This window comes from Klenkia sp. PcliD-1-E (genome assembly GCF_024124375.1).
Classification (GTDB): domain Bacteria; phylum Actinomycetota; class Actinomycetes; order Mycobacteriales; family Geodermatophilaceae; genus Klenkia.
The window spans coordinates 1-26,366 of record NZ_JAMXRZ010000061.1; the positions used below are offsets into that span (position 1 = coordinate 1).

Here is a 26,366-nt window from a genome sequence, read left to right on the forward strand (position 1 = left end):
CGGCCGTACCGGCCGTGCGGTTCCTGGTCGGCGGCCACGGCTCAGCCCTCCGCGGCAACGGGCGGCTGCCCGCCGACGGCGCGGGGACGGCGCGAGGCGATCGTGGCCAGGGTGGTGGCGAGGGCGAGCAGCAGCAGACCGGCGGCCACCAGCGGCCAGGGCGTGCGCCCCGTGGCCCCGGGGGTGTCGCGCGCCGCGACCTGCAGCGACACCTCGGTCGCCGCGGAGGAGTCGGCCCCGACGAGCCGGACGACGGCCGGCCCGAGGACGACGTCCTGCGGGATCTGGACCACCGCCTCCACCCGGCCCTCGTCGTCGGCGGCGACCGTGGCCAGCGGTGAGGCGGCCAGCGTCACGCTGACCGCCTCGCCGGGCGCGAACCCGCTGCCGCGGATGGTGAGCACGCTGCCCGGGGACACCTGGCCCGTCGAGGACGACCCGCCGACGGCCGGGGCGGCACCCGACGACGAGCCGCCGGTCGGCGTGGCCGGCGGTGCGGGCGCCCCGCTCGTCGGCCGGGGGGTGCTCGACGGGGCGCCGGTCGTGGGCCGCTGGCCGGGGGTGGTGGTCGGCGCCGGCCGCGTGGTCGGCCCGCTGGTCGGCCCGGCGGACGTGGTGGGGCTGCTGGTGGACGGCGTCGCGGTGGAGGACGTGCTCGGCGACGGGGTGGGCGACGTGGTCCCGGTCGGGCCGCTGATGGCGTCGCAGTCCTCCTTGCTGGGCCGGGTCCAGTCGCCCAGGTCCAGCGGGTCCTCCGCGCCGTCGACCCCGGTGACGGAGACCCCCACCTCCGCCCGGGTGCCCCAGTCCAGCTCCTCGCCCTCCAGGACGACCCGCTCGCCCGGCTCGAGGACGGCCTGGTCGCCGGCGTCGGCGCCGTCGTAGGTGAGGGTGACGGCGTGCTCGGCGGTGCCGTTGGTGACCTCGACCCGCACGAACCCGTCGGTGCAGTTCGGCCCGTGCACGAGGCGGGCGGTGGGCCGGCCCGGGTCGACGAGGGCCGACGAGGCGGTCGGGTCGGGCTCCGCGGTCTCCGTGGGCTCCGACGTGCCCGAGGTCTCCGTGGGCGCCGAGGTCTCCGTGGGCGCGGCGAGGGCCGGCCCGGCGAGCAGGACACCGCCGAGCGCCACCGCCAGGGCCAGCACCCCGCTCTGCAGCAGGGTCGGCAGGCGCACGGGCACCGGTCCCGTCGTCGCGCTGCGCACCCCGCACCTCCTCGTGGCTGGTCCGCCGGAGGCCGCGACCACGGCCCCGGGCGCCCCATGATGACCCGTCCCCACCCCCCGTTGTCGAGCGGTCCCTGCAGGTCCCGGGCGTGTCACCGGCATGTCGGGGCGGGTGGGGCCGGTGGTGCAGGACCGGCCCCACCCGGTCAGGCGACCGGGGCGACGTCGACCGCCGACCGGCGGGCCCGGCGACGGGCGCCGATCCGCTGGCCGGCCACCAGCAGCGCCAGACCCGCCGCGTAGACCAGCAGGTTGACCACGCCGTAGGCCCACACCTCCCCGGTGTCGGCCGCCGGGTAGGGCCCGAAGGCGCTCCGTCCGGTGCCGCTCACCCAGCCCACCACGAGGGCCACGGACTGGAAGGTGAACACGAATGCGTGCAGCGCGGTGTAGGCGACGAAGCCCGCCGTGCGCGAGCGGACGAGCAGGCCGAGGGGCAGGGGGACGAGCACCAGCACGATGATCTCCATGCCGGGAGCCTCCGGCCCGCACCCGGCCCAGCACATCGTGGCGCCCACCGGACCGGATCTGCGTGCTGGCACGGATACCGCTCGGGGTCCCGGTGGTCCAGCATGGCGCGGTGGCGCCGCCCAGCACCCGCACCGCCCTCGTGGTGGCCGGCTGGCTGGGGTGCGCCGGCGTCCAGCTGACCCTGTGGGCGGCCGTCCCGGACCGGGTGGACGGTGACAACCTGCTGGTCACGCTGGTGGCGCTGGCGCCGACGGTGCTGCTGGGCACGGTGCTGGCCCTCCGCCGTCCGGACAGCCCGGTGGGTCCCGCCCTGACCGGGCTGGCCGCGCTGCCGGCGCTGACCTTCGCCCTGGAGGCCACCGGCGCAGCGGTCGGCGGGGACCTGGGCGCGGCGCTGGCGGCCGGGGCATGGGTCCACCTGGTCACCGGGTTCGGGCTGCTCTGCCAGGCCTTCCCCGACGGCCTGCTGCCGCGTCGTCGCTGGCGCCTCCTGCCCGGCGTCTTCCTCGGGGTCGCCGTCGCGCTGCAGGTGCTCCTCGGGCTGACCGCGGCCGGGGTGCTCGAGCTGACGGCACCGCAGCTGCTGCCGGGGTACGCGGCCCTGCTCGTCGCACTGGCCGCGTCGGTGGCGCCGCTGGTGCTGCGGTTCCGGCGCGGTCCGGCGCGGGTGCGGCGGCAGGTGGGGTGGCTGGCGCTGGGGGCGGTCTGCGTCCCGGTGCTGCTGGCCACCGGCTGGGGCCTGCAGCTCGTCGGGGTACCGGTCGGGCTGGCCTACCTGCCCGTCCTCGCCGCGCTGCTGCTGGCCGTGCCGGCATCGGTGGCCGTCGCCGTGCTCCGGCACGACCTGCTCGACGTCGACCGGCTGCTGGGGCAGACCGCTGCCTGGCTCGCGACGGCCGTGACCGCGGCCGCGGTGTTCGCCGCCGGCGTGTGGGCCACCGTGCGGTTGGTCCCGGGACAGGACACCGCCACCGGGGCGGCCGTCGGGGCCTTCCTGGCGGCGATCGGGCTGCTGCCGCTGCACCGCAGGGCGCTAGCCGTCGCCGGGCGGGTCCTCGACCCCGAGCGCACCGTGCTGCACGCCCGGCTCCGGACCTGGGTGCACGACGTCCGCGACGGCCGCGCCGACGCCGCAGGGGTGACCGCGATGCTCCGCGCGCTGCTGGACGACCCGGACCTGGACCTGCTGCTGCGGTCACCCGACGGGGAGGGGTGGGTGTCGCCCGCGGGTGAACCCGTCCCCGGGCCGGCGGACGACGACCCGGGTCTGATCCCCCTGCGGTCCGCGGGGGTCGCCATCGGTGTGCTGCGCCTGGGCCGGACCGGGACCCGGCGGCTGCGCCGGGCGCGCGAGGCCGTCGTGGAGCTGCAGCTGCCGCTGGAGCTGGCCCGCCTGCAGGTCGGGCTGCGGACCGCGCTGACCGCCGTGCAGGACAGCCGGGCCCGCCTGGTCGGGGCGGCCGCGGCGGAGCGGGTGCGCCTGGAGCGCGACCTGCACGACGGCGCGCAGACCGACCTGCTCGCCATCGGCATGGCCCTGCGCCGGCTCGCCCGGGACGGCGACCTGCCGCCGGGCGGGACGGCGGAGCTCGACGGCGCGGTGCGCGGCATCGAGCAGGTGGTCGCCGAGCTGCGGCGGTTGGCCCACGGTGTCCGGCCCGCACGCCTCGACGACGGTCTGGTCGCCGCCGTCCTCGACCTGGCCGCGGCCGGGCCGCTGCCGGTCGAGGTCGTGGCGGAGGGGGTGGACGAGGCCGGACCGGTGTCCGAGGCCCGGACCACCACCGCGTACTTCGTCGTCGCCGAGGCCCTGGCCAACACGTACAAGCACGCCGGGGCGGCCCGGGCCGCCGTGCGCCTCGAGCAGGTCGACGGCCGGCTGCGGGTGCAGGTGCGCGACGACGGGGTGGGCGGGGCGGGCAGCGCGACGGTGCTGCGGACCGTGCGCGACCGGGTGCTGGCCGTGGGGGGCCGGCTCGCGGTGGACAGCCCGGCGGGCGCCGGCACCACGGTCATCGCGGAGCTGTGAGCGGTGCGCGTCCTGGTGGCCGAGGACTCCGCGCTCTTCCGCGCGGGCGTGGTCCGGTTGCTCGCCGACGCCGGCCACGAGGTCACCGCCGTCCCGGACGCCGACAGCCTGCGTCTCGCGTTGCCCCCGGGTGACCGGCCGGTGGACCTGGTGGTGGCCGACGTCCGGATGCCGCCGTCGATGACCGACGACGGCGTGCGTGCCGCCCGGGACCTGCGGCGGGTGCACCCCGGGCTGCCGGTCCTGCTGCTGTCCCAGCACGTGGAGACCGGTCACGTCGCGGACCTCGTGGGCGAGCCGGGGTTCGGCTACCTGCTCAAGGACCGGGTGCTGCACGAGGACGACTTCCTCGACGCGGTGGGCCGGGTGGCGCGCGGCGGTTCGGCGCTGGACCCGTTGGTGGTCGCTGCACTGGTGCGGCCGCGCAGGGTCGACGACCCGCTGCACCGGCTCACCCCGCGCGAGCTGCAGGTGCTGGAGCTGGTGGCCCAGGGACGGTCGAACGCCGCGGTGGCCGCCACCCTGGTCCTCGCCGAACGTACCGTGGAGACCCACATGCGCTCGATCTTCGACAAGCTGGGCCTCGTGGAGTCCGAGGGCTCGCACCGCCGGGTGCTCGCCGTGCTCGCCCACCTGCCGCGGACCGGTCGCGCTGGTTAGCGTCGCGGGATGGGCAACGCGGCGGGAACCGGTCGGCGGAGGCAGGACGAGGTCTACCGGGCCGGGGTGTACGGGCGCCGTCCCCGGGTGCCGACGGTGCACACCGCGCTCGCCGAGGCGGCCCGGCGGCGGCTGACCGACCGCGCCCTGGGCTACGTCGCCGGCGGGGCCGGCGGCGAGGCCACGGTCCGCGCCGACCGGGCCGCCTTCGACCGCTGGCAGGTGGTGCCGCGGGTGCTGCGCGACGTCAGCGCCCGCGACACCTCGGTCGAGCTGTTCGGCCGGCGGCTGCCCGCCCCGCTGCTGCTGGGCCCGGTGGGCGCGCTGGAGCTGGTGCACCGCGAGGCCGACCTCGCCGTCGCCCGGGCCGCGGCGGCCACCGGCATCCCGATGGTGTTCTCCAACCAGGCCTCGGTGCCGATGGAGACCACCGCCGCGGCGATGGGCGACGCGCCGCGGTGGATGCAGCTGTACTGGTCGACCTCCGACGAGCTGGTCGAGAGCCTGCTGCACCGCGCCGAGGCCGGCGGCTGCGAGGCCGTCGTCGTCACCCTGGACACCACCATGCTGGGCTGGCGGCCCCGCGACCTGGACCTGGGCCACCTGCCCTTCGCGCTCGGGAAGGGCATCGCGCAGTACACCTCCGACCCGGTCTTCCGCCGCCTCGTGGAGGAGCGCGCCGCGGCGGCGGGCCCGCGCCCACCGCAGCCCCGGCCCACCCTGGCCGCCGTCCGGGCGCTGGTGGGCATGGCCCGGGCCTGGCCGGGGCCGCTCGCGGACAACCTGCGCTCCCCGCTCCCCCGCGCCGCCGTCGAGACCTTCCTGGCGATCTACTCCCGGCCCTCGATCACCTGGGCCGACCTGGCCTGGCTGCGGGAGCGGACGTCGCTGCCGCTGGTGCTCAAGGGCGTGCTGCACCCCGACGACGCCCGGCAGGCCCTGGACTCCGGCGTCGACGGCCTGGTGGTCAGCACGCACGGCGGCCGGCAGGTGGACCGCTCGGTCGGCGCCCTGGACGCGCTCCCCGGCGTGGTCGAGGCGGTCGGCGACCGGGTGCCGGTGCTGCTGGACTCCGGCGTGCGCAGCGGCGCCGACGTGCTGGTGGCCACCGCACTGGGTGCGCGGGCCTGCCTGCTGGGCCGCTCCTACGTCTACGGGCTGGGCCTGGCCGGCGAGGTCGGCGTGCGGCAGGTGGTGGAGGACGTCGTCGGCGAGTTCGACCTGACGCTGGGCCTGACCGGGCACACCGCGGTCAGCCAGCTGTCGCCGGACGTCCTGCGCCGCGCCGGCTGATCCGCCGGGTCGCCAGCACCCCGGTCGCCATCGCGGCGACCACGACCCAGCTGGACACGTTCAGCTGGGCGACCCCCGACAGGCCGTGCCCCAGGTTGCAGCCCCCTGCGATCCACCCGCCGGCCCCGAGCAGCAGCCCACCGGCCAGCAGCTGGCCGTACCGGACCGGCTGCTCGCCCCGGACCCGCACGGCGCCGTCGCGGCGGGCGGCCACCAGCGAGCCCACCGCGAGGCCGGGCAGGAACGCCAGCAGCCACGGGTTCGGGCTGCCGCTCACCACGCCGGCTGCGGCGCCCACGGTGCTCGGGCCGAACGACGCGCCACCGAGCGCCGCCAGCACCCACCCCAGCACCAGCGCACCGGCCAGGGCGACCCCGAGACGGGTACCGGTCCAGCGCCAGCCCGGCTCGGCGCGGTCGGGGCCGTACCGCCGCCGGTGCAGTGCCAGGCCGGTGACGACCGCGGCCAGCAGGACGGCGGCGACCAGCCACCGCGGCAGGCCCAGGACGCCGGCGACCGTGCCGCCGTCGCCCCCGGGCAGGACCGTCGGGCCGGGGAGACGCACCTGCCGGGCCAGCAGCTCCCCCACCACCCAGCCGGCCAGACCGACGAGGGCGCCAAGCATGCCCTCACCGAGCTTGTAGAACAGCCCCGAGACGCACGAGCGGGCCACCGCCATGCCGACGCCGACGAGCAGGCCGCCGACGACGTTGGCCACCGGCCGGAACGGCAGTCCGGTCGACAGCCCCGCACCCAGCGGGGTGGCGAACAGGACGGCGAGACCGACCGCGCCGAGGGCGACCCCGAGCAGCCACGCCCGCAGCAGGCGCAGGTCCCCGCCCCCGATCCCGGCGAACATCGAGTGGAAGCAGAGCTGGCCGCGGTGCAGGACGACGCCCAGCAGGACCCCGGCCAGCGCTCCGGTGACGACCACGCTGCCCTCCCGGTCCGTCGTGCACGACCGGTCCAGTCTGCACGGACGACGTGCCGACCGGGTCTTGACGCGATCGAGTGGCCTGCGTCACAGTGGTCGTGGGCGGGGCAGCCGGCAGATGAGATGGCTCCTCAGCACCACCGACGGAGACCGACCAACGCGGCCAGACCGCCAGGACCGGCGCCCCGCCCCACACCAGCCCGGCAGCTCAGGCCGCCGCGCCGTCCCACACCAGCCCGGCAGCTCAGGCCGCCGCGCCGTCCGTGGTCGGGGCCGCGGTCGACGTCGACGGCTCGGTCGTCGGGGGCCCTGTCGTGGGCGGCTCGCTCGCCGGTGGTCCCGTGGTCGGGGGCTGCGTCGTCGGCGGTGTCGTGGTCGGGGGCTCGGTCGTCGGAGGGGGCTCCGTCGTCGGGGGTTCCGTCGTCGGGGGTTCCGTCGTCGGGGGTTCCGTCGTCGGGGGTTCCGTCGTCGGGGGTTCCGTGGTCGGGGGTTCCGTCGTCGGAGCTTCCGTCGTCGGCGGCTCGGTCGTCGGGGGCTGCGTCGTCGGAGGCGTCGTCGTCGGGGGTGCCGTCGTCGAAGGGGGCGCCGTCGTCGAAGGGGGCGCCGTCGTCGTCGGAGGGGCCGTCGTCGGGGGCTCGGTCGTCGGAGGGGCCGTCGTCGGGGGGACGTACCCGGAACCGTTGCTCACCGTGACGACCACCTGCTGCCCGGAGCGCACCGTGCTGCCGGCCGGCGGGTCGAGTGCCAGCACCGTCCCGGCGGGGACGTCGGCGTCGACCTCGACCACGGTGGCCGCGATGCCCGCGTCGGCGAGCGCGGACAGGCAGCGGTCGACGTCGCCGCCCAGGCAGGTGGGCACCCGGGACCGGTCCCCGTCCAGGTACGCCGGGTCGGCCGGCGGGAACGGGACGGCGGGCATCCCGGCCAGCACCGGCACCATCGCGTCGTGCCAGATGGTGGCCGCCTTGCCGCCGCCGAACCCGCCGACGTCCTGGTTCTCCACCGGGTCGTAGACCATCACCCCGGCCGCGATCTGCGGGGTGTACCCGACGAAGGCGATCGAGTAGTTGTCCTGCGACGTCCCCGTCTTGCCGGCGATCTGGTGCCCGGGCACGTACGCGGCGCGAGCGGTCTGCCCGGGGTGACCGGGCTCGACGTCCTTGCGCAGCGCCTGCGTGACGGTGTGCGCGATGCCGGGGGCGACCGCCTCGGGCGTGCAGCGGTCGCCGGGCACCACGGGGGTCCCGGCCGCGTCGCGCAGCGGCTCCCCCGCCCGGTCGGTCACCGCGACCAGCAGGTGCGGGTCGCACTGCGTGCCCGACGCCGCGAGCGTGGCGTAGGCGGAGGTCAGCGCCAGCGGGCTGGTCGGCTCCGCGCCGAAGGTGAACGACCCCCGGTTCTCCGCGACCACCCGGTCGGCGATCGGGTCCAGGCTGCTCAACCCCATCCGCTGCGCCGCGGACACCGGCCCGGCGACGCTGCCCAGGGCGTCCTCCAGCGCCAGGAAGTAGGTGTTGGAGGACATGTAGAGCGCCTGCTCCATGTCCAGGGTGCGCGGGTAGCGGCCGGCGTTGCGCACGTCGTAGGCCTCACCGCCGTCCCGGTAGACCGAGGAGGTGTACGGGTCGGCGGTGGTGATGGTGTGCTCCAGCCCGAAACCGGCCTCCAGCGCGGCGACAGCGGTGAACACCTTGTAGGTCGACCCGGCGCCCTGCCCGGCGGCGTCGGGCAGGTCGACCACGGTCTGCGCGGGGTCGAGGTCGTCGACGCCGTAGACCCGGTTGACCGACATGGCCAGCACCCGGCCGGTGCCCGGCTCGACGGCGGTGTAGATCGCGGCCCGGCTGTCGGTCTCGGGCAGGGTGGCCCGGACCGCGGCGTCGCCGGCGCCCTGGACCTGCGGGTCCAGGGAGGTCTGCACGACCAGCCCGCCGGCCTCCAGCCGGGCCTGGTCCAGCCCGAGCGCGGCCAGCTCGCCGAGCAGGTGCCCGCAGGCGAACCCGCCGACCACCGCGCCGACGCAGCCGCGCGGCGGCCCGGCGCCGAGCACCGGGGCGAGCGGCTCGGCCTGCGCGGCCGCCGCGGCCTCCTGCGTGACCAGGCCGAGGTCGGCCATCCGGCCGAGCACGCGGTCCCGGCGGGCGGTGGCCGCCTCCGGGGCGTCGACCAGGTCGAAGGTGGTGGGGCTGTTCACCACCGCGGCCAGGGTCGCCGACTGGGCGAGGGTGAGGTCGGCGGCGTCCACGGAGAACCAGAGCCGGGCGGCGGCCTGGATGCCGTAGGCGCCGCGGCCGAAGTAGACGGTGTTGAGGTAGCGGGTGAGGATCTCGTCCTTGCTGTAGGCCTGCTCCACGGCCAGCGCCACCTGCGCCTCGCGCAGCTTGCGGCCCACCGACTGCTCGGTGGCCGCCGTCCGGCCCTCGGTGTCCTGCGCGGTCTGCAGCCGCAGCTGCTTGACCAGCTGCTGGGTCAGCGTCGAGCCGCCCTGCACGACCTCACCGGCCGCGAGGTTGCGGACCAGGGCCCGCAGCAGCCCCTCGCCGTCGACTCCGTCGTGGTCGAAGAACCGGGCGTCCTCGATGGCGACCACGGCGTCGCGCACCGCCGGGGCCATGGCCTCCGCCGGCACCGGCGTGCGGTTGCGCCGGTAGAACTCGGTGATCAGCGAGCCGTCGGCGGCCAGCACGAGGGTGTTGCCGGGCAGCCGGGTGTCGACAACGTCGGTCTGCCGGGGGTGCAGCAGCCCGGCGCCCCGCTCGGCGACCAGTCCGGCACCGCCCAGCCAGGGCGCGGCGAGCCCGGCGACGAGCAGGCCGGCCATGGCCACGGCCAGGCCCAGCTGGAGCAGCGCGCGGCCGCGGCCGGTGGTCTCGGCGGGAGCGGGTCGGATGGCTCCTCCACGGGCGTCGGGGACGGATGGCGCGGGCCCGCGGCGCTGCGGGCCCGCCGTCCCACCGTGCGCCCGCTGGTCCGACGACGCCGTGCAGGAGGCCAACACTTGTACATCTGCAACAGGATCGTTACCCGGCGCCTAGGCTCGACCGGTGCCCGCCCCCCAGCCCCACGCCGAGCTCGACGCGGTCGTCGACGCCGCGCTGCACGCCTCGCGGGCCCTGCTCGGCGCGGTCACCCGGTCGCTGGCCGGGGCCCTCGACCAGGTCACCCTGCCGCAGTTCCGGGTGCTGGTCCTGCTCGCCGGCCGCGGCCCGCAGCGCAGCGGTGACCTGGCCCGCGCCGTCGGCGTGCACCCCTCCACGTTCTCCCGCAGCGCGGACCGGCTGGTCGCCGGCGGGTGGGTGGTTCGCACCGGCAACCCGGACAGCCGCCGGGAGGTCCTCGTCGAGCTGACCCCGGCCGGCGCCGCGCTGGTCGCCGACGTGACCGAGCGCCGCCGCGCCGAGCTGCGCACGGTCCTCTCCCGCCTCGACCCGGCCGACGCCGGTCGGGTGCGCGACGCGCTGCGCGCCTACGCCGACGCCGCGGGCGAGGCCGACGTCGACCCGTTCAGTCCCGTTCCCTGACCTCGCCGTCCCGCTCGCCGTCCCGCTCGTCGTCCGACGCCGGCACCCCGGCCTCCTCCTCGACGTCGAACAACCGCGAGACCGGGACGTCGGTGCTGGAGTGGGCGACGATCGACACCGCGATGCACACCGCGATGAGCGCGAACGCCCGCTGCGCCTCCGGGTCCCCCGAGGCGAGCACGAGCAGGCCGTAGACCACCGAGGCGAACCCCTTGGGCCCGAACCAGGCCGCCGTCCACAGCTCCCGGCGCGGGATGGGCACCCCGACCTGGGCGACGACGAACGACAGCGGCCGCACCACCAGCAGCGCCAGCACGGCCACCGCCCAGCCGCCCCACCCCAGGTCGCCCAGCAGCGTCGGGGTGAGCAGGGCCCCGAAGACCAGCAGCGCGGCGAACTTGCCCAGCTCGGCGAGCTGCTCGCCCAGGGCCTCGAACGCCTCCTTGGCCCGGGGGGCGATCGTGGCCACGGTCGCCCCGCCCAGGAACGCGGCGAGGTACTGGTTGGCCGAGGTCAGCTCGCAGACCGCGTAGGTGATGATGCCGACCGCGAGCGGGCCGAGCGGCTGCAGCTGCGGGGTCGCCCCGAGCCGCGGCAGCCGGACCAGCAGCGCGGCGACCAGCGGCAGGGCGACCCCGATGACGATGCCGAGGGCCAGCTCGCCGGCCACCTGCAGCGGGTGCGGGTCGGTCCCGTCCATCGCCGCCAGCAGGATGACCACGATGGGCAGCGCCAGGCCGTCGTTGAGACCGCTCTCCACGTTGAGCAACCGGCGCAGCTTGTAGGGCACCTCGACCCGGCCGACGATCGCGCTGGCGAACACCGGGTCGGTCGGTGAGAGGACGGCGCCGACCAGGAACGCCGCCGGCCACGACAGCGGCGTCAGCCAGCCGACGAGACCCCCGATGGCCAGGATGGTCAGCGGCATGCCGATGCCCAGCGCCCGCACCGGGGCCCGGCCGGCGTGCGCGAGGTCGCGCAGGCCGAGCCGCATGCCGTCGGTGAACAGCACGGTCACCAGGGCCAGGTCGGCCAGCGTCTCGACGACGGGTGAGTCCACCGACACGTCGACCAGGCCGAGGGCGCCGGGGCCGACCAGCACCCCGGCCCCCAGGAAGACCAGCGAGGTGGACAGCACGGTGCGCGCGGCCAGCCCGGAGACGAGCACCGAGACCAGGAGGGCGACGCCGAAGACGGCCACGAGCGGGAGCATCGCCGCCAGCGTGCACCTCCCGGCGCCGTCCGGCGCGCCGGGCAACCATTGTCACAATGCAACTGTTGTAGTCGTAGAGCATCATGGTGCACCGTGAGCGTCCTGCGCCCGGCCACCGCCCGCGGCACCCGAGCCCTGCGCGGCTCCGACACCGGCCTGCTCGTGCTGGCCCTGCTGGTCGGGCTGGCCACCGGCGCGGGCGCCGTCGCCTTCCGCGGGCTGATCACCGTGCTCACCCAGGTGTTCACCGGCACCGCCGACTACGCGGCCACCCCCGGGGCACCGCACGGCTGGCTGGGCTGGGGCCGCTGGTTCGTGCTGCTGACACCGGTGGTCAGCGGCCTGCTCTACGGACCGCTGGTGCACCGCTTCGCCCGCGAGGCCCGGGGCCACGGCGTACCCGAGGTCATGGTCGCGGTCGCCCGGCACGGCGGCCGCATCCCGGCGAAGGTGGCCGCGGTCAAGGCGCTGGCCTCGGCGCTGACCATCGGCGGCGGCGGGTCGGTCGGCCGGGAGGGCCCGATCGTGCAGATCGGCGCCGCCCTGGGTTCGACGCTGGGCACGCTGGTGCGGGTGGCCGAGGACCGGCAGCGGCTGCTCGTGGCCTGCGGGGCAGCCGGCGGGATCGCGGCCACCTTCAACGCCCCGCTGGCCGGGGTGGTGTTCGCCATGGAGATCGTGCTGCGCGACTTCGCCGCCCGCTCCTTCGGCATGGTGGTCGTCTCCGCGGTGACCGCGAGCGTCGTCGGCCGCAGCGTGCTGGGCAGCCAGGCGTTCCTCGACCTGCCCGACTTCACCGTGCCGCACCTGCTCACCTACGCCCTCTTCGCCGGCCTGGGCGTGCTGGCCGGCCTGGTCGGCGTGGGGTTCACCCGGGTGCTCTACGCCGTCGAGGACCTCTGCGACCGGGTCTGGCGCGGACCGGAGTGGCTGCGCCCGGGGGCGGGCGGCCTGCTGCTGGGCCTGCTGCTGCTCGCCGTCCCGCAGATGTACGGCGTCGGCTACCCGGTGCTCGGGGACGCCGTCGCCGGCCGGTACGCCGTCGGCTTCCTGCTCCTGCTGCTGGTCGCCAAGGCCGTGGCCACCAGCCTGACCATCGGCATCGGCGGTTCGGGCGGGGTGTTCGCGCCCAGCCTGTTCGTGGGTGCCGCCCTCGGCGCGGCCGTCGGCCAGACCGCGGCGGCCGTCGCGCCCGGGATCACCGGTGCCCCGGGCGCGTTCGCGCTGGTCGGCATGGCCGCGGTGTTCGCCGGGGCGGCCCGGGCGCCGATCACCGCGGTGCTCATCGTCTTCGAGCTGACCGGTGAGTACTCGCTGATCCTGCCGCTGATGGCCGCCGTGGTGCTCTCCACCGGGATCAGCCACCGGCTGTCCCGGGACAGCATCTACACGGCCAAGCTGCGCCGCCGGGGCGTGGACCTCGACGCGCCCCCGCCGTCCTGGGCGGCGGGCCGCACGGTGGCCTCCCTGGACGTGCCCGCGGCCACCGTGCTGGCCGCCACGACGCCGCCCCAGCAGGCCGCGGACGCCCTCGCCGGGTCCGCCGAGCTGCCGGTCGCCGACGCCGCCGGCTACCTGGGCGTGGTCACCGCCCGCGCCGTCGCCGAGGCCCTCGCCGGCCCCGCCGTCCCGGCCTCGATCACCGACCTGGTCGAGAGCCGCCCGACGACGACGCCGGCCGGCACGGTCGACCGCGCCCTGGACCTGCTGGACACCCACGACGTCCCGGGCGTGGCCGTGGTCGAGGACGGCCGGGTGGTCGGCTGGTTCACCGCGGACGCCGTGCTGGCCGCCCTGCGCCCCCGCTGAGCGCCGCGGCGTGCTGGGATGGGCCGCGTGACCACCACCGTGACCCTCGCCGGCATCGAGTCCCCCGTCCCCACCGGCCTGCTCGTGGGCGGGCAGTGGCGGGCGGCGTCGTCGGGGGCGACCTTCGACGTGCTGGACCCGGCTGACGGCTCGCTGCTGGCGAAGGTCGCCGACGGCACCGTGGACGACGTCACGGCGGCGGTGGACGCGGCGTCCGCGGCGCTGCCCGGGTTCGCGGCCACCCCGCCCCGGCAGCGGTCGGAGATGCTGCGGAAGGCGTTCCAGATCATGACCGACCGGGCCGACGAGTTCGCCCGGCTGATGAGCCTGGAGAACGGCAAGGCGCTGCCCGACGCCAAGGCCGAGCTCGCCTACGCCGCGGAGTTCTTCCGCTGGTTCGCCGAGGAGGCCGTGCGCATCGACGGCGACTACCGCATCGCCCCGGCCGGCGGCACCCGCACCGTCGTCACCCACCAGCCGGTCGGGGTCTGCCTGCTGGTGACGCCGTGGAACTTCCCGGCCGCGATGCTGACCCGCAAGCTCGGCCCGGCCATCGCCGCCGGCTGCACCAGCGTGGTCAAGCCCGCCGAGGACACCCCGCTCACCGCCCTGCTGCTGGCGCAGGTGCTGGCCGAGGCCGGGGTGCCCGACGGCGTGGTCAACGTCGTCCCCACCATGGACGCCCAGGGCGTCGTCGCCGCCGCGATGGCCGACCCCCGGCTGCGCAAGATCAGCTTCACCGGCTCCACCGAGGTCGGCAAGGTGCTGCTCAAGCAGGCCGCCGACCAGGTGCTGGTCTCCTCCATGGAGCTCGGCGGCAACGCCCCGTTCGTGGTCTGCGCCGACGCCGACCTCGACGCCGCCGTCGACGGCGCGATGCTGGCCAAGATGCGCAACGGCGGCGAGGCCTGCACCGCGGCCAACCGGTTCTACGTCGAGTCCCCCGTCGCCGAGGCCTTCGCCGCCAAGCTGGCCGAGCGGATGGCCGCGATGACCACCGGCCGCGGCACCGACGAGGGCGTCACCCTCGGCCCGCTGGTCAACGAGGAGACCGTCGCCAAGGTCGACCGCATCGTCACCGGCACCGTGCAGGCCGGCGCCCGGGCGCTCACCGGCGGCACCCGACCCGAGGGGCCGGGCTTCTTCTACCCGCCCACCGTCCTGGTCGACGTCCCCGCCGGCGCGCCCGCGCTGACCGAGGAGACCTTCGGCCCGGTCGCCCCGATCACCACCTTCGACGGCGACGAGCAGGCACTCGCGCTGGCCAACGCCACCCCGTTCGGGCTGGTCGCCTACGTCTACACCGGCGACCTGGCCCGCGGCCTGCGGCTGGCCGAGGCCCTGGAGTCGGGCATGGTCGGCATCAACCGCGGCGTGGTCTCCGACCCCGCGGCCCCCTTCGGCGGGGTCAAGCAGTCGGGCCTGGGCCGCGAGGGCGGGCACGAGGGGATCGGGGAGTACCTGACGACGAAGTACGTCAGCTTCCCGCTGTGATTCCACGGCGGAAGGCCCATGCGTGACCGGGATCACACAACCGGCGGAGGCGGACAGCGCCGGCCAGGTGGCCCGGCACGTACTGCGCTTGGGCCCGGTGCCGCGGGGCGCGGTGGCCCGGGCGCTGGGGCTGTCCGCCGGCAGCCTGACCCGGCTGGGCTCGGCGCTGCTGGACGCCGGCGTGCTGGTGGAGACCGACCCGGTGGCCGACCCGGTCACCCGCCGGCCCACCCGCCCGCTGGACGTGGCCCTGGACGCCCACCGGTTCCTCGGCGTCGCGCTGGCCGACGGGTCGGCGTGGGGCGTGCTCACCGACCTGCGCGCCGGGGTGCGGGCCCGGGCGCGGGTCCCGCTGGCCGGGGCGACACCGGACGCCGTGGTGGCCGCCGTCGCCGCGCTGGCCGGCGAACTGGGTGCGCCGCGGCCGGACGGCGTGGGGCTGGCGGTCGACGGCCAGGTGGACGCCACCGGGCGGGTGCAGGCCGAGGTGCTGGGCCGCCGTCCGCCGGTGGACCTGGCCGGCCCGCTGCGGGAGGCGACCGGGGCCGACGTCCTGGTCGGCGACGACCTGACCTGCTTCACCCGCACCGAGCACTGGACCGGGCTGGGCCGGGAGCACACCGGGTTCGCCGTCCTCGCGCTGGGCTCGGGCGTGGGCCACGGGCTGGTGGTGGCCGACCGGGTGGTCGAGTCCCCCGACGCCGGCCTGCAGCCGCTGGGCCACCTGCCGCTGGAGCCGACCGGACCGCGGTGCCCGCGCGGGCACCGCGGCTGCGCCACCGCGCTGCTGGGCACCCCGGCCCTGCTGGCGGCCGCCCAGGTGGCCACCGGGCTGCCCACCACCTGGCCCGAGCTGCTCGCCGACGCGGTGGACGGCGACCGCCGGGCCCGCCAGGTGCTCGACGACGCCGCGGCGCACCTGGGGCGCCTGGTCGCGCTCGTCGCGGGGGTGACCGGGGTGGACCAGGTGCTGCTGGTCGGCGCGGGCGCCGACCTCGCGGTGGTGGGCTACGAGGCGCTGCGCGCCGCGCTGGACGGCCACCGCGACCCGCGGGCCAGGCCGGTGGAGCTCACGGTGCGCGACCACGACCCGCACGACTGGGCGCGCGGGGCCGCGGGGGCGGCGGCGCAGGCGTTCGCCACCGGCCCCCGCTGGCTGGCCGGCGTCAGGCGTTGAGCCGCGTGCCGGTGGCGGTGTCGAAGACGTGCAGCTCAGCGGGGTCGATCTGCAGGTGCACGGTCTCGCCCTTGCGCGGCACCTGCCGGGCCGGCACCCGGACGGTGACCAGCTCGTCGCGGCCCGCCGCCTGCGCGCCGGGGAAGGAGCCGTAGGCGAAGGCGTCCGAGCCGAGCTCCTCGACCACGACCACCTCGAAGGGGATGCCGTCCTCGGCCGTGGTCAGCGCGGTGGCCTCGGGGCGGAAACCGATCGTCACCGTCGACCCCTGCGCGGCCGAGGCCGCCGCCCGGGGCAGCGGCACGGTGCGCCCGCCCACCACGACGCCGTCGGCGGACACCGGGGCCTCGACGAGGTTCATCGCCGGGGAGCCGATGAAGCCGGCCACGAACAGGTTGTCGGGCTTGTCGTAGAGGTTGCGCGGGGTGTCCACCTGCTGCAGCAGACCGTCCTTGAGCACGGCGACCCGGTCGCCCATGGTCATGGCCTCGACCTGGTCGTGGGTGACGTAGACGGTGGTGGTGCCCAGCCGGCGCTGCAGGGCGGCGATCTCGGTGCGGGTCTGCACGCGCAGCTTGGCGTCGAGGTTGGACAGCGGCTCGTCCATGAGGAAGGCCTGCGGGTTGCGCACGATCGCCCGGCCCATGGCGACGCGCTGGCGCTGGCCTCCGGAGAGGGCCTTGGGCTTGCGGTCGAGGTACTCGGTGAGGTCGAGGACCTTGGCGGCGTCGGCGACCCGGGCCCGGATGTCGGCCTTGCCCATGCCGGCGATCTTGAGCGCGAAGCCCATGTTGTCCGCCACCGTCATGTGCGGGTAGAGCGCGTAGTTCTGGAAGACCATGGCGATGTCGCGGTTCTTCGGCGGCACGTGCGTGACGTCGCGGTCCCCGATCCGGATGCTGCCCTCGGTGACGTCCTCGAGGCCGGCGAGCATGCGCAGCGAGGTGGACTTGCCGCAGCCCGAGGGGCCGACCAGCACGAGGAACTCGCCGTCGGCGATCTCCAGGTCCAGCCCGTCCACCGAGGGGCGCTCGGCGCCCGGGTAGGTGAGGGTCGCGTGGTCGTAGGTGATGGAGGCCATCGTCGGCGGTCCTTCCTCGCGGGGTGCCGACCGTGGGGCCGGTCACAGCTCGGCGAGGACCATAACCACCTCGGCGCGCACCACCCGGCGGCCCGCGGAGGTCGGACTTCCGCGACGGAACCCCCACCCCCCGGTCGGCGTGGATCAGGTGGGACGACGACCGTGCATCCTCCGCCACCGACGTCGGCGGCGGCGGATGCACGCTGCTCGTCGGACCTGATCCACGCCGCCCCCGGCCCCGGCCCCGGCAAAGACGACGGCCCCGCACTCGCGAGGAGTGCGGGGCCGGCGGCTGTCTCAACCTGACGTGCACCCGAAGGGATTCGAACCCCTAACCTTCTGATCCGTAGTCAGATGCTCTATCCGTTGAGCTACGGGTGCGTGCCCGCCTGTGCGGGCCGTGGAGAAGTGTAGCCGGTCCCGGGCCACCCGCCGCAGCCCCCTCCCCCGAGGGCGGACGCCGCTCACCAGGCCCCGGCCGACGCCTGCTGCCCCACCCCGGCCGCGGTCAGCGCCGCCGGGAACACCGCGGCGTGCGCCAGCCAGCCCGACAGGTGCCCGTCCAGCGGGGCACCGGGCCAGCCCCACAGCAACCCGTCGCCGACCCGCCAGCTGCCGCTGCCCGGTCGTACCCCGGTGATGGTGGGGTCGGTGCCGACCAGGACACCGTCGAGGTAGAGGGCCGCGCCGCCGGCACCGACGGTGGCGGTGACCAGGTGCCACACGCCGTCGGCCACGACCGCCGAGCCGGTCAGGCCGTGCCGGGCGCCGTCGTCGACCCCCAGGGCCGGGCGACCTGCCGTGTCGACGTAGAGGGCCAGCCGGTCGGAGAACCCGACCAGGGCGCCCGGGCCGGCGGTCCGGACCCGCACCTGCACGGTGAGGTCACCCGGCGCCGGCTGTCCCGGCGCGGTGGACATGGCCTGGGTCGGCAGCACCCCCGAGACCAGGCCCGTGTTGAACGCCGCCGACCGGGTGTCGCCGCCGCCGCAGGCCGGACCGGGCTGGGCGAGGGTCTGGGCCAGGCTGAACAGGCCGTCCCCCGCTGCACCCGCCGTGCCCCGGTTCACCGCGGTCTGCGGGAAGAGGAACGTGGTGGGCTCCTGCATGGCCCAGTAGTGGGTGGCCCCGGCCGCCCGTGCGGCGCCGTCGCAGGTGGACCAGGTGACCGCCCACGGGGCCGAGGACGTGGTCTGCGCCGTGAAGGCCGCCTGCGCCGTCCCCCCAGCCGACGTCGACGCGACCACCAGCAGGCACCCGGCAGCCGCGGCGACCAGCGGGGGCACCGGGGTCGCCCGCGGCCGGCCCCCGTCGCGGTGCACCCCGGCGAGGGCCAGCAGGCCGGCGACGGCCACGGCGAGGCCGGCCAGGGGGCCCACCGCACCGGCCCGGGCCCACACCAGGGGCCAGCCCACCAGTGGGAGGCGGACGACGGCCACACCGAGGACGTCCTCGGGGGGCACCGGGGAGCTGTCCGGCGCCGGGTTGGCGTCCCCGCGCAGGCGCAGGCCGGCGGCGTCCTGGCCGACCAGCCGGTGCACCCGGTGGGCACCGGGGCGGTCGGGGTCCGCCACGACCAGGACGTCGCCCGGGCGCAGCTCGTCGGCAGCCGCCGGGCGGGCCAGGACCACATCACCGACCTGCAGCACCGGCTGCATCGACCCGGACACCACCGCGTCGGCGGACCAGCCGGCCAGGGCCGGCACCACGGTGGTCGCGACGAGGAGCGCGACCGTCCCCAGCACGGCGACGGCCGCGGTGCTGACCGCCCAGGCCGCCCACCCCGACCGCCAGCTGTCCTCCTCCGTGGCCTCAGACACCCTGGGCCTCCCAGACGAAGGTCGCCGAGGCCGTGCCTCCCTGCACCGAGTCCGGGGCCGAGGCCGACAGCACCCAGGAGACCCGGTAGACCCGGCTCTCCCCGGGTGTGCCGCTGGTGGTCCACGTGCCCAGCCCGGTCGCGTAGGACACCGCGGGGAAGGACGACATCGCGCCGGACCACAGCACGGCGTCCTGGACGAATCCGGCACAGCTGCCGAAGGAGCCCCCCGCCCCCGCGGACACCGTCACCGTCACCTGGGACGCCAGCCCGTTGGTGGAGCTCAGCCCCGACACGTACATCCGCACGGCCGCCGGCAGGGTGCCACCGGCGGTGACCGTGACGCACCGCTGGCCGGTGGAGCCGGGCCGCAGCCCCGTCGCCGTGAACAACGCCGAGCCGCCGTCGTCGTCGGTCAGGGCCACCGTTCCGGCGGCCCAGCTGTCCCCGGCGCTGCCGGTCGAGGCCGACCACGTCGCGCCGGCGCCGTGCCACACGAGCACGGTCGAGCACAGCAGCGCCGCCAGACCCGAGACGAGCAACCCCAGGCCGCGGCCGGGGTGTCGACGTCCGCCCCCGTCGACGGGGGCCGGCGGGACCGGGACGGGGGAAGGGGCCAGGGGATCCGACACGTCATCACTCCGTGCATCTGATCGGTCACCCTGACCGACATGACGCACCGTACGAGACACAGTGCTCAACAGTGAGCGTTCTGCAACGGATCCACCCGACCGGGTGAGGTCAGGCCCCCATGCGCGTCACCGCGTCCCGCACCACCATCTGCACGACGTCCTCGCCGACGGGCCGGTGCGCGACGAAGACCAGGTAGATGACCGGCCCGACGACCATCGCGAACTCCTCGGTGCTCACAGCGACGCCCCACGGGGCGAGCTGGTCGTTCAGGGCGGCCCGCCGGCTCTCCTTGACCTCGTGCAGCACCCCGGCCATGGCCTCGTCCGCGACGGCGGCCGCCATCAGCAGGGCGTAGGCGCCGTGCACGGCGGGGTCGGCGAACGCCGCGGCCAGGGAGCGGACGTAGCTGCCGAGGACGTCCGCCACTCCGCTGCCCGGCTCGGCGGGCAGGGCGACGCGCCGGCGGACCATGTCCGCGACCAGGTGCTCCGGCGTGGGCCAGTACCGGTACAGGGTCTGGCGGCTGACCCGGGCGCGGGACGCCAGCGCCGTGTGGGTCAGTGCGGTCGGCCCGCCCTCGACCAGCAGGGCGCGGGCCGTGTCCAGCACGTGCTGGCGGGTGCGGGCGACGCGGGGGTCCTCGTCCAGGCCCGGGTCACCCTCGGGCCAGGCGCTCAACGGGGCGGTCACGGCATCGCTCCCCGTGGGTGGACTACTGGTCGAACGCTATTGCGCACACCGTCCTCGATCGGCCGGTGCGCACCGGACCTTGAGCCGGAGGCGACCGCAGCGCGCGGGGAGGGGTGTCACAGCGAACCGGCCAGCCGGGGGGCGAGCAGGAGCTCGCCCGCCCGGTCGGCGGTGAGGGGACGGCCGAACCACCAGCCCTGCGCGTGGTCGCACCGCTCGTCCTGCAGCCGGAGGACGTGGTCGACCTCCTCCACGCCCTCGGCCACGACCGTCAGGCCGAAGGTGTGCGCCGCCTTGATCATGAGGGCGACCAGCTGGTCGTGCCCGGGCTCGGTGGAGGCGACGAAGCTGCGGTCGATCTTGAGGGTGTCCACCGGCAGGCTGCGCAGCTGACCGATCGAGGTGTAGCCGGTGCCGAAGTCGTCGATGGCGATGCTCACGCCCAGGGCCCGCAGCGCGGTGAGGTGCTCGATGGCCGACGGGTCGTCGACCAGGACGGTCTCGGTCACCTCCAGCACCAGCCGCTCCGCCGGGAGCCCGGCGGCGGCGAGCGCAGCCGAGACGTCGTCGACGACCCGGCGATCGGTCAGGTGCCGGCCCGAGAGGTTGACGGCCATCGTCACGTGGTCGGCGGCACCACCGGCCGCGGCCCGCCAGGCTGCGAGCTGGCGGGTGGCCGTGCCGAGCACCCAGCGGTCCAGGTCGCAGACCAACCGGCTGGCCTCGGCGACCGGGATGAACTCGTCGGGCGGGACGAGACCCCTGCCGGGCCGGTTCCAGCGGACCAACGCCTCGTACCCGGCGATCGCCGCCGAGCCCACGTCCATCACCGGCTGGTAGTGCACCTCGAACTGCCCGGCTTCCAGCCCGGAGGCGATGGCCCGCTCCAGGTCGGCCTGCGCCGACAGCTGCGCGCGGAGTGCGTCGTCGAAGACCTCCGCACGCCCGCGCCCGTGGGCCTTGGCGCGGTAGGCGGCGGTGTCGGCCTCGGCGAGCAGCGCGTCGGCGTCGACCGCCGCATCGCGGCTCACCGCGATCCCGATGCTCGCCCCCACGGACACGCGTGCCCCGGCGGCGGCCATGGGGGCCGACACCGTGGCGATCAGCCGATCGGCGAGGTCGACCAGGTCGGACTCGAGCTCGACCGGTTCGACCAGGACGACGAACTCGTCACCGCCCAGCCGGCAGACCACGTCGCCGCCGCGCAGCTGGCCGTGCAGCCTCCGGGCCACCTCGCGCAGCACCTCGTCGCCGCAGGCGTGCCCGTAGCCGTCGTTGACCGCCTTGAACCCGTCCAGGTCCACGAACAGCAGGCCGGTCTTCTCCCCCGACCGCCGGCCGCGGTTGAGCGCGGCGGCGGTCAGGGCCAGGGCCTGGGCCCGGTTGGGCAGGTCGGTCAGCGGGTCGTGGGCGGCCTGGTGGGCCAGCGCCGACTGCAGTTCCTCCCGTTGCCGGACCGAGCTGACGATCTGCTGGACGGAGGCGTGCACCACCGCACCGAGCGGGCCGGGCAGCGGTTCCTCCAGCAGCACGTTGGTCAGGTCGCCCTCGGCCACGGCCTGTGCCTGGTCCTGGATCCGCCGCAGGCTGCCCACCGCGGTGCCCAGGGCGGCACCGACGGTGCGCACCTCCCGCGGGCCGCGGGCGCCGACCTCGACCAGCGACCCCTCGCTGACCTGGGAGGCCTGGGCGGCCAGCCGGCCCAGTGAGCGCCCGACCGTGCGGGCCAGCAGCACCGCGCCCAGTGCGGCCACCGCGACCAGGGTGCCGGCCAGCACCAGGGTGGTGGTGGAGCGGTCAGTGGCCGCCTGGGCGTCCTGCCCGGCCAGCTCCTGAGCCCGGTGCAGGACGGCGTCGGTGAGCTCGGCGGTGTCGGCGTCCCGGGTGCTGCGCTGGGAGACCAGCGCGACCACCTGCGCGACGGTGGGGACGGCGCCGGGCGGGGTGGCCGCGGGGTCCAGCGCGGCGTCCAGTCCCCGCACCGCCGGGGTGGCGGCGAACGCCTCCCACCCGCCGACGACGGCGGGGTCGGACAACCGCAGGAGCTGGGCGCGGGCGTCGGTGTAGGTCAGCCAGCCGGTCTCCCAGCCCAGCCGCGACCCGATCAGCGACCCGGCCTGCTGGTCGACCATCGACCCCAGGTAGAGCGGCATCTGCCGGCTCGCCGACTGCGCGTACCCGGCCACCAGGAGGGCGTCGGCGACGGCGGCCCGGGTCCTGGCCGGGGTCCCGCCGGCCAGGGCCTCCGCGGCGGCCTGGCGCTCGGCGTCCATGAGCCCGTCCGAGAGGGCGACGTAGTCCAGGTAGACCCCGTGCAGGCTGCTCGTGCGGGCTGCTGCGGCGCGGCGGACGTCGGCCAGGTCGGTGCGCACGGAGTCCGCGAACCCCGGACGGCGGTCGTCCAGCGCGTCCAACGCTTCGTCGGTGGCCTCCTGGTAGGTCGACCGCAGACCGGCGATGAGCGGCCGCTGCGCGCTGACCTGGTCCACGGGCAGCCCGATGGCCTCGATCACCGCGGGGTCGTCCATCGCCCACAGCAGCAGCGCCCAGACGGCCTCGTTCTCCGTGGTGCGGCGGGCATCGTCCAGCAGCGCCGTCTCGGCGACCGCCTGCTCCGCGCGGACCGCGCTGGCGGCCTCGGCGCGGCGGGTGTCGACGATGATCGAGCTCAGCACGACCACGCCCACCAGCGGGACGCCGACCAACGCGGTGAGGTAGGCCCACAGGGGTACCCCGGCCCGGGGGCGGCGCGGCAGGGACGGGGCCCGGCGGGTCGTCGCCGCGACCCCCACGACCGTCAGGGCCCGGGCGAGGACGGCTCGGGGCGCTGGGGTGCCGGACGCCATCGCTGTCTCTCCTGCCTGCCCCACCGGTGTGGGGGACGCCGCCTCGGTGAGACCGGTCTGGTCACCGCAGGGAGTATTGGGCACAACACGTTCCGTTCGAGACGAACAGTCCAACAACGACCCGAACGGGTGGTCCCGATGCCCGGCGAGCCCGGTCCGGGGCCCATCCGGCGGCCGGTGCGACCGGTGTCGCGACGCCTGCCTGACCCCACCGGGCGCGACGACGGGCGGCGATGAGCCGGTGCGCGTCGGCGGTGAGGACGTCGCGGGCCAGCAACCGCCGCTCCCGGGCGTCCCCGACCAGCTGCCCCAGCGCGGTCTCCAACGACACTTCCCACCGGCTCTGCGGTCCCGTCACCTGCGCCCCCTCGCGTGTCCGGTCGGCGTCCTGAGCCTGTGGCACGGCTCACGCGGGGTCCAGGGTCGGAGGTCCCGCTTCGGACGGTTCCGTTTCGGTGGGGCTCGCACCGCACGCCGGTGCGCTCGGGGCGTGGACACCCGCCGTGACGGCAGTCCTGCGCCCGCGTCGGAGACGGGGTGACCAGTTGTGCCCCAGCGGGTGACGGCAGAACGCCCGGCCGAGGGGTGCGGGGCGACGACCCCCGGACAGCAGGAACGCCCGGTCCGGGGACCGGGCGCTGCGGAGCAGGCCGTGCGTGGCCGGGAGCTGGATCCGTCGACCTGCGGGGCGTGCCGTGTTCAGTTGATGCGCGGAGGCTCCGGGATTTGAACCCGGGATGGGGGATTACCCCAAACCGCATTAGCAGTGCGGCGCCATAGACCGGACTAGGCGAAGCCTCCCGGGATCCGGGTTCCCCCGTGACCACCGAGGAGGAAGGCTACCAGCGCTCCTCCCCGGTGGCGCCAGGGGGGTCTCAGGCCAGCGCGGGTGCGCGGCGCCCGGGGACGAGGGTGACGACGACGGCCAGCGCGGTCATGCCCGCGGCCAGCAGCAGGGCGCCGTCCACGCCCTGGCCCTCCACGACCGCCCCGCCGATCGCCGCACCGATGGCGGAGGCGCCGAAGGCCACCGTGGACAGCCAGGTGAAGGCCTCGGTGGTGGCGTCGGCCGGGGCGATGGAGCCCACCAGCGAGCTCTGCACGGTCAGCGTCGGGGCGATCGCGGTGCCGCCCAGGAACAGCAGCACCCCCAGCAGCAGCGGCGAGGAGACCGCGGCCAGCGGGAGCATGCCGATCGTCGTCCCCAGCAGGCCCCAGCGGTAGAGCCGGGGCAGGGACGCCGAGACGACCCGGGCGCCGAACCACAGCCCGCCGGCCACCGAGCCCAGCGACCACACGGCCAGCAGGACGCCGGACAGGCCCGGCGACCCGGCGGCGTCGGCGAACGCCGGGACGGCGACCTCGACGGCCCCGAAGCCGAGCATCAGCGCGGTGCCCGACACCAGCACGCGGGGCATGCCCGGCACGGTGACGGTGGCGAACAGGCTGCGGTGCACCGTCGGCGCCGGCCGCCAGGCCCGCATCGCGCCGGAGGTGGCCAGGCCCAGGGTGCCGACGACGGTGAGCGCGCCGGCCAGCGCGATCGCGGCGACCGGGCTGGCCAGCAGGGTCAGCGCGGCGACCGTGGTGGGGCCGGCGACGAAGACCAGCTCGGTGGTGGTGGCGTCCAGGGCGAACGCGGTGGGCCGCACCCGCTCGTCGACCCGGGACCACAGGGCGCGCACCGTGCCGCTGACCAGCGGGGTGGACAGCCCGGCCGCAGCGGAGGCGGCCAGGATCGCCGGTGTGCTGGCCGAGGTCAGGACGACGGTGGCCAGCAGCGCGAGCAGCAGCGGGTAGCCGACCGACTGGGTGAGCAGCACCAGCCGGGGCCCGCGGCGGTCGGCCAGCCGGCCCAGCACGGGGGCCATCGCGGCCATCGCGATGCCGTAGGTGGCCGACGCGAGGCCCGCGACGGCGTAGGACCCGGTCTGCTGCTGCACCAGGAGCAGCAGGGCCAGGGGGACCATGGCCGAGGGCAGCCGGCCCGCGAAGCCGGCGACGAGCAGCACCGGCGCGGACGGGAGCCGCCACACGGTGAGGTAGGAACGCATGGTGGAGCTCGCTTCAGAACGCAAGGATGGGGAATCGTAGGGACCCAACCCGGGTTCACCCCCTACGTGTTCCCGACGGTACGGGAGCCCGCGTAGGGAGTCAAAGCCGAATGAACTCCTACACGCCGACAGGGGTGCGAGATGGACTACGACGACTACGGGTCCGACGCCGTGGAGCTCGCCGTCGACCTGGCCAACGCCGCCCGCGACGACGAGGGGTGGGCGTCGGCGTTCCTCGCCGCGCACCACGAGTGGTTCACCGACGGCACCGCGCTCGAGCTGTCCGGCAAGCAGGCGAGAGCGGCCGCCACCACCGCCGACCTGGTGCGCGAGGTGGCCCTGGCGTCGTCCCAGGCCGACGTCGTCGATCGGTTGAACGCGCTGCTGGCCCTGGCCAGCCCCAAGCCCTACGCGACCGACCACGACGGCGCGCTGCACCTGCACTACGCCGCCCCCGAGGCCGGCGCGCTGGAGCAGCTGACCACCACCGTGGCGATGGGGTTGTCGCAGGTGGTCGTGCAGCACGGCTGGGAGCGGCTGGGCGTCTGCGCCGCCGAGGGCTGCGGCAACGTCTACCTGGACACCTCGCGCAACGGCAGCCGCCGCTACTGCTCGAGCACCTGCTCCTCCCGCTCCACGGTCGCGGCCTACCGCGCCCGCCAGAAGGGCTGACCCCCAGCGGCGTGGATCAGGTGCGACGACCGGCGTGCATCCTCCCTCGCCGACGTCCGCGGGGGAGGATGCACGTGGATCAGGTGAGCTGATCCACGCCGGGCGGGGTGGGGCTCAGACCAGGCCGGCGCGGACGGCGGCGACCCGGCCACGGACCGTGCTGCGACGCCGGCTGACCGCGGCCGAGCCGGCCACGCCGAACCCGAGGACGACGACCCCGCCCAGCGCCACGGCCGCCGCGGCGTCCGGCAGCGGGGCGGTCGAGGACGCCGGGTCCAGGCGGTCCACGCGGCGGACGAGGGTGGCGACGGCGTTGTCCACCGGCGCGACGGCCTCCTGGACGACGGCGAGGGCGGCGGTGGCCCGGTCCACGGAGACGCCGGCCGCGGCCACCACCTGAGCGGCGTAGTCGGCCTGCGCGGTGACGCCGGCGGCGGACTGCGGCAGGGCGAGCACCTGGCGCTGCGCGTCCTGCGCGGTCGCCCGGGCCTCCTGCGCGGCGGTGAGGGCGGCGGTGACAGCGGTGACCTGGTCGGCGACGAGCTGCTGCACGGTGCGGGCCTCGGCAAGGGCGGCGGCGACGACGTCGGCGGCGGGCGCCCCGAGCTCGACGGCGGCGGCCCGGTTCGCGCGGGCGGTGTAGCCGGTGACCAGCAGCTCGCCGGCCTCGGCCTCGGCGGCGGACTGCGCACCGGAGCGGGCGGCGGACGCAGCGGAGGCGGCCAGCACGGTGGCGGTGTCGGC

At 76.3% G+C, this 26,366-nt stretch carries 20 protein-coding genes and 2 tRNA genes; 8 read left to right on the forward strand and 14 right to left on the reverse strand.

What is annotated here, in order from left to right; translation table 11 throughout:
* Positions 1-41: 41 nt before the first annotated feature.
* Complete coding sequence (locus tag NH342_RS13265) at positions 42-1,175, reverse strand: hypothetical protein (RefSeq protein WP_253015371.1); 1,134 nt, start codon at positions 1,173-1,175, stop codon at positions 42-44.
* Positions 1,176-1,372: 197 nt separating this feature from the next.
* Positions 1,373-1,696: a hypothetical protein gene (locus NH342_RS13270; protein ID WP_253015352.1), complete on the reverse strand. Its 324-nt coding sequence runs from the start codon at positions 1,694-1,696 to the stop codon at positions 1,373-1,375.
* A gap of 110 nt (positions 1,697-1,806) precedes the next feature.
* Here NH342_RS13270 and NH342_RS24240 point away from each other — a divergent pair, with 110 nt between their 5' ends.
* From NH342_RS24240 to NH342_RS13285, 3 genes are read left to right on the forward strand one after another with little or no spacing between them, the layout of a single operon-like run.
* Positions 1,807-3,726 carry a histidine kinase gene (locus NH342_RS24240; RefSeq protein WP_253015353.1) on the forward strand — a complete coding sequence of 640 codons (1,920 nt, stop codon included), beginning with the start codon at positions 1,807-1,809 and terminating at the stop codon, positions 3,724-3,726.
* Positions 3,727-3,729: 3 nt separating this feature from the next.
* A complete protein-coding gene (locus tag NH342_RS13280) occupies positions 3,730-4,386 on the forward strand; it encodes a response regulator transcription factor (protein WP_253015354.1) in 657 nt (218 codons plus the stop codon).
* A 9-nt stretch (positions 4,387-4,395) separates the two neighbouring features.
* Entirely contained in the window at positions 4,396-5,679 is a 1,284-nt protein-coding gene (locus NH342_RS13285) for an alpha-hydroxy-acid oxidizing protein (protein ID WP_253015355.1), read from the forward strand.
* Here NH342_RS13285 and NH342_RS13290 read toward each other — a convergent pair.
* Both NH342_RS13290 and NH342_RS13295 read right to left on the reverse strand, forming a co-directional pair.
* Entirely contained in the window at positions 5,639-6,613 is a 975-nt protein-coding gene (locus tag NH342_RS13290; RefSeq protein WP_253015356.1) for a YeeE/YedE thiosulfate transporter family protein, read from the reverse strand. The two genes, NH342_RS13285 and NH342_RS13290, sit on opposite strands and share 41 nt — an antisense overlap.
* 244 nt (positions 6,614-6,857) lie before the next feature.
* On the reverse strand, positions 6,858-9,611 hold the full coding sequence (locus NH342_RS13295; protein ID WP_253015357.1) for a transglycosylase domain-containing protein: 2,754 nt from the start codon (positions 9,609-9,611) through the stop codon (positions 6,858-6,860).
* Positions 9,612-9,657: 46 nt separating this feature from the next.
* Between NH342_RS13295 and NH342_RS13300 the strand changes: the two genes are divergently transcribed.
* Complete coding sequence (locus tag NH342_RS13300) at positions 9,658-10,134, forward strand: MarR family transcriptional regulator (protein ID WP_253015358.1); 477 nt, start codon at positions 9,658-9,660, stop codon at positions 10,132-10,134.
* Here the strand turns inward: NH342_RS13300 and NH342_RS13305 are convergent.
* Positions 10,118-11,347, reverse strand: a complete 1,230-nt coding sequence (locus NH342_RS13305; RefSeq protein ID WP_253015359.1) for a sodium:proton antiporter — start codon at positions 11,345-11,347, stop codon at positions 10,118-10,120. The genes NH342_RS13300 and NH342_RS13305 overlap by 17 nt on opposite strands.
* Before the next feature lie 93 nt (positions 11,348-11,440).
* Between NH342_RS13305 and NH342_RS13310 the strand changes: the two genes are divergently transcribed.
* Genes NH342_RS13310 through NH342_RS13320 form a run of 3 tightly spaced genes read left to right on the forward strand, consistent with a single transcriptional unit; the run spans position 11,441 to position 15,827 of the window.
* On the forward strand, positions 11,441-13,156 hold the full coding sequence (locus tag NH342_RS13310) for a chloride channel protein (RefSeq protein WP_253015360.1): 1,716 nt from the start codon (positions 11,441-11,443) through the stop codon (positions 13,154-13,156).
* Positions 13,157-13,183: 27 nt separating this feature from the next.
* The gene (locus tag NH342_RS13315; RefSeq protein WP_253015361.1) at positions 13,184-14,650 is read left to right on the forward strand and encodes an aldehyde dehydrogenase family protein; all 1,467 of its coding nucleotides are present in this window, start codon (positions 13,184-13,186) and stop codon (positions 14,648-14,650) included.
* Between the two features lie 22 nt (positions 14,651-14,672).
* A complete protein-coding gene (locus tag NH342_RS13320) occupies positions 14,673-15,827 on the forward strand; it encodes an ROK family protein (RefSeq protein WP_253015362.1) in 1,155 nt (384 codons plus the stop codon).
* On the opposite strand, the gene NH342_RS13325 is transcribed toward NH342_RS13320, so the two are convergent.
* The 8 genes from NH342_RS13325 to NH342_RS13360 form a co-directional block, all read right to left on the reverse strand.
* A complete protein-coding gene (locus tag NH342_RS13325; RefSeq protein ID WP_253015363.1) occupies positions 15,817-16,908 on the reverse strand; it encodes an ABC transporter ATP-binding protein in 1,092 nt (363 codons plus the stop codon). The genes NH342_RS13320 and NH342_RS13325 overlap by 11 nt on opposite strands.
* 308 nt (positions 16,909-17,216) lie before the next feature.
* Positions 17,217-17,289: transfer RNA gene (locus tag NH342_RS13330), tRNA-Arg, on the reverse strand.
* An 83-nt stretch (positions 17,290-17,372) separates the two neighbouring features.
* Positions 17,373-18,728, reverse strand: coding sequence for a signal peptidase I (locus NH342_RS13335; protein ID WP_253015364.1), 1,356 nt, complete (start codon positions 18,726-18,728; stop codon positions 17,373-17,375).
* Positions 18,721-19,359, reverse strand: a complete 639-nt coding sequence (locus NH342_RS13340) for a hypothetical protein (protein WP_253015365.1) — start codon at positions 19,357-19,359, stop codon at positions 18,721-18,723. The genes NH342_RS13335 and NH342_RS13340 overlap by 8 nt, the downstream gene beginning before the upstream one ends.
* A gap of 109 nt (positions 19,360-19,468) precedes the next feature.
* On the reverse strand, positions 19,469-20,050 hold the full coding sequence (locus NH342_RS13345; RefSeq protein ID WP_253015366.1) for a TetR/AcrR family transcriptional regulator: 582 nt from the start codon (positions 20,048-20,050) through the stop codon (positions 19,469-19,471).
* A gap of 116 nt (positions 20,051-20,166) precedes the next feature.
* The gene (locus NH342_RS13350) at positions 20,167-22,896 is read right to left on the reverse strand and encodes a bifunctional diguanylate cyclase/phosphodiesterase (protein WP_253015367.1); all 2,730 of its coding nucleotides are present in this window, start codon (positions 22,894-22,896) and stop codon (positions 20,167-20,169) included.
* A 711-nt stretch (positions 22,897-23,607) separates the two neighbouring features.
* Positions 23,608-23,697: transfer RNA gene (locus NH342_RS13355), tRNA-Ser, on the reverse strand.
* Positions 23,698-23,771: 74 nt separating this feature from the next.
* Positions 23,772-24,950 carry an MFS transporter gene (locus tag NH342_RS13360; RefSeq protein ID WP_253015368.1) on the reverse strand — a complete coding sequence of 393 codons (1,179 nt, stop codon included), beginning with the start codon at positions 24,948-24,950 and terminating at the stop codon, positions 23,772-23,774.
* A 141-nt stretch (positions 24,951-25,091) separates the two neighbouring features.
* On the opposite strand from NH342_RS13360, the gene NH342_RS13365 reads away from it, so the two are divergent.
* The gene (locus NH342_RS13365) at positions 25,092-25,622 is read left to right on the forward strand and encodes a CGNR zinc finger domain-containing protein (RefSeq protein WP_253015369.1); all 531 of its coding nucleotides are present in this window, start codon (positions 25,092-25,094) and stop codon (positions 25,620-25,622) included.
* A 114-nt stretch (positions 25,623-25,736) separates the two neighbouring features.
* Here NH342_RS13365 and NH342_RS13370 read toward each other — a convergent pair.
* Positions 25,737-26,366, reverse strand: a 630-nt coding sequence (locus NH342_RS13370) for a hypothetical protein (protein ID WP_253015370.1), incomplete at its 5' end; no start/stop codon positions are given.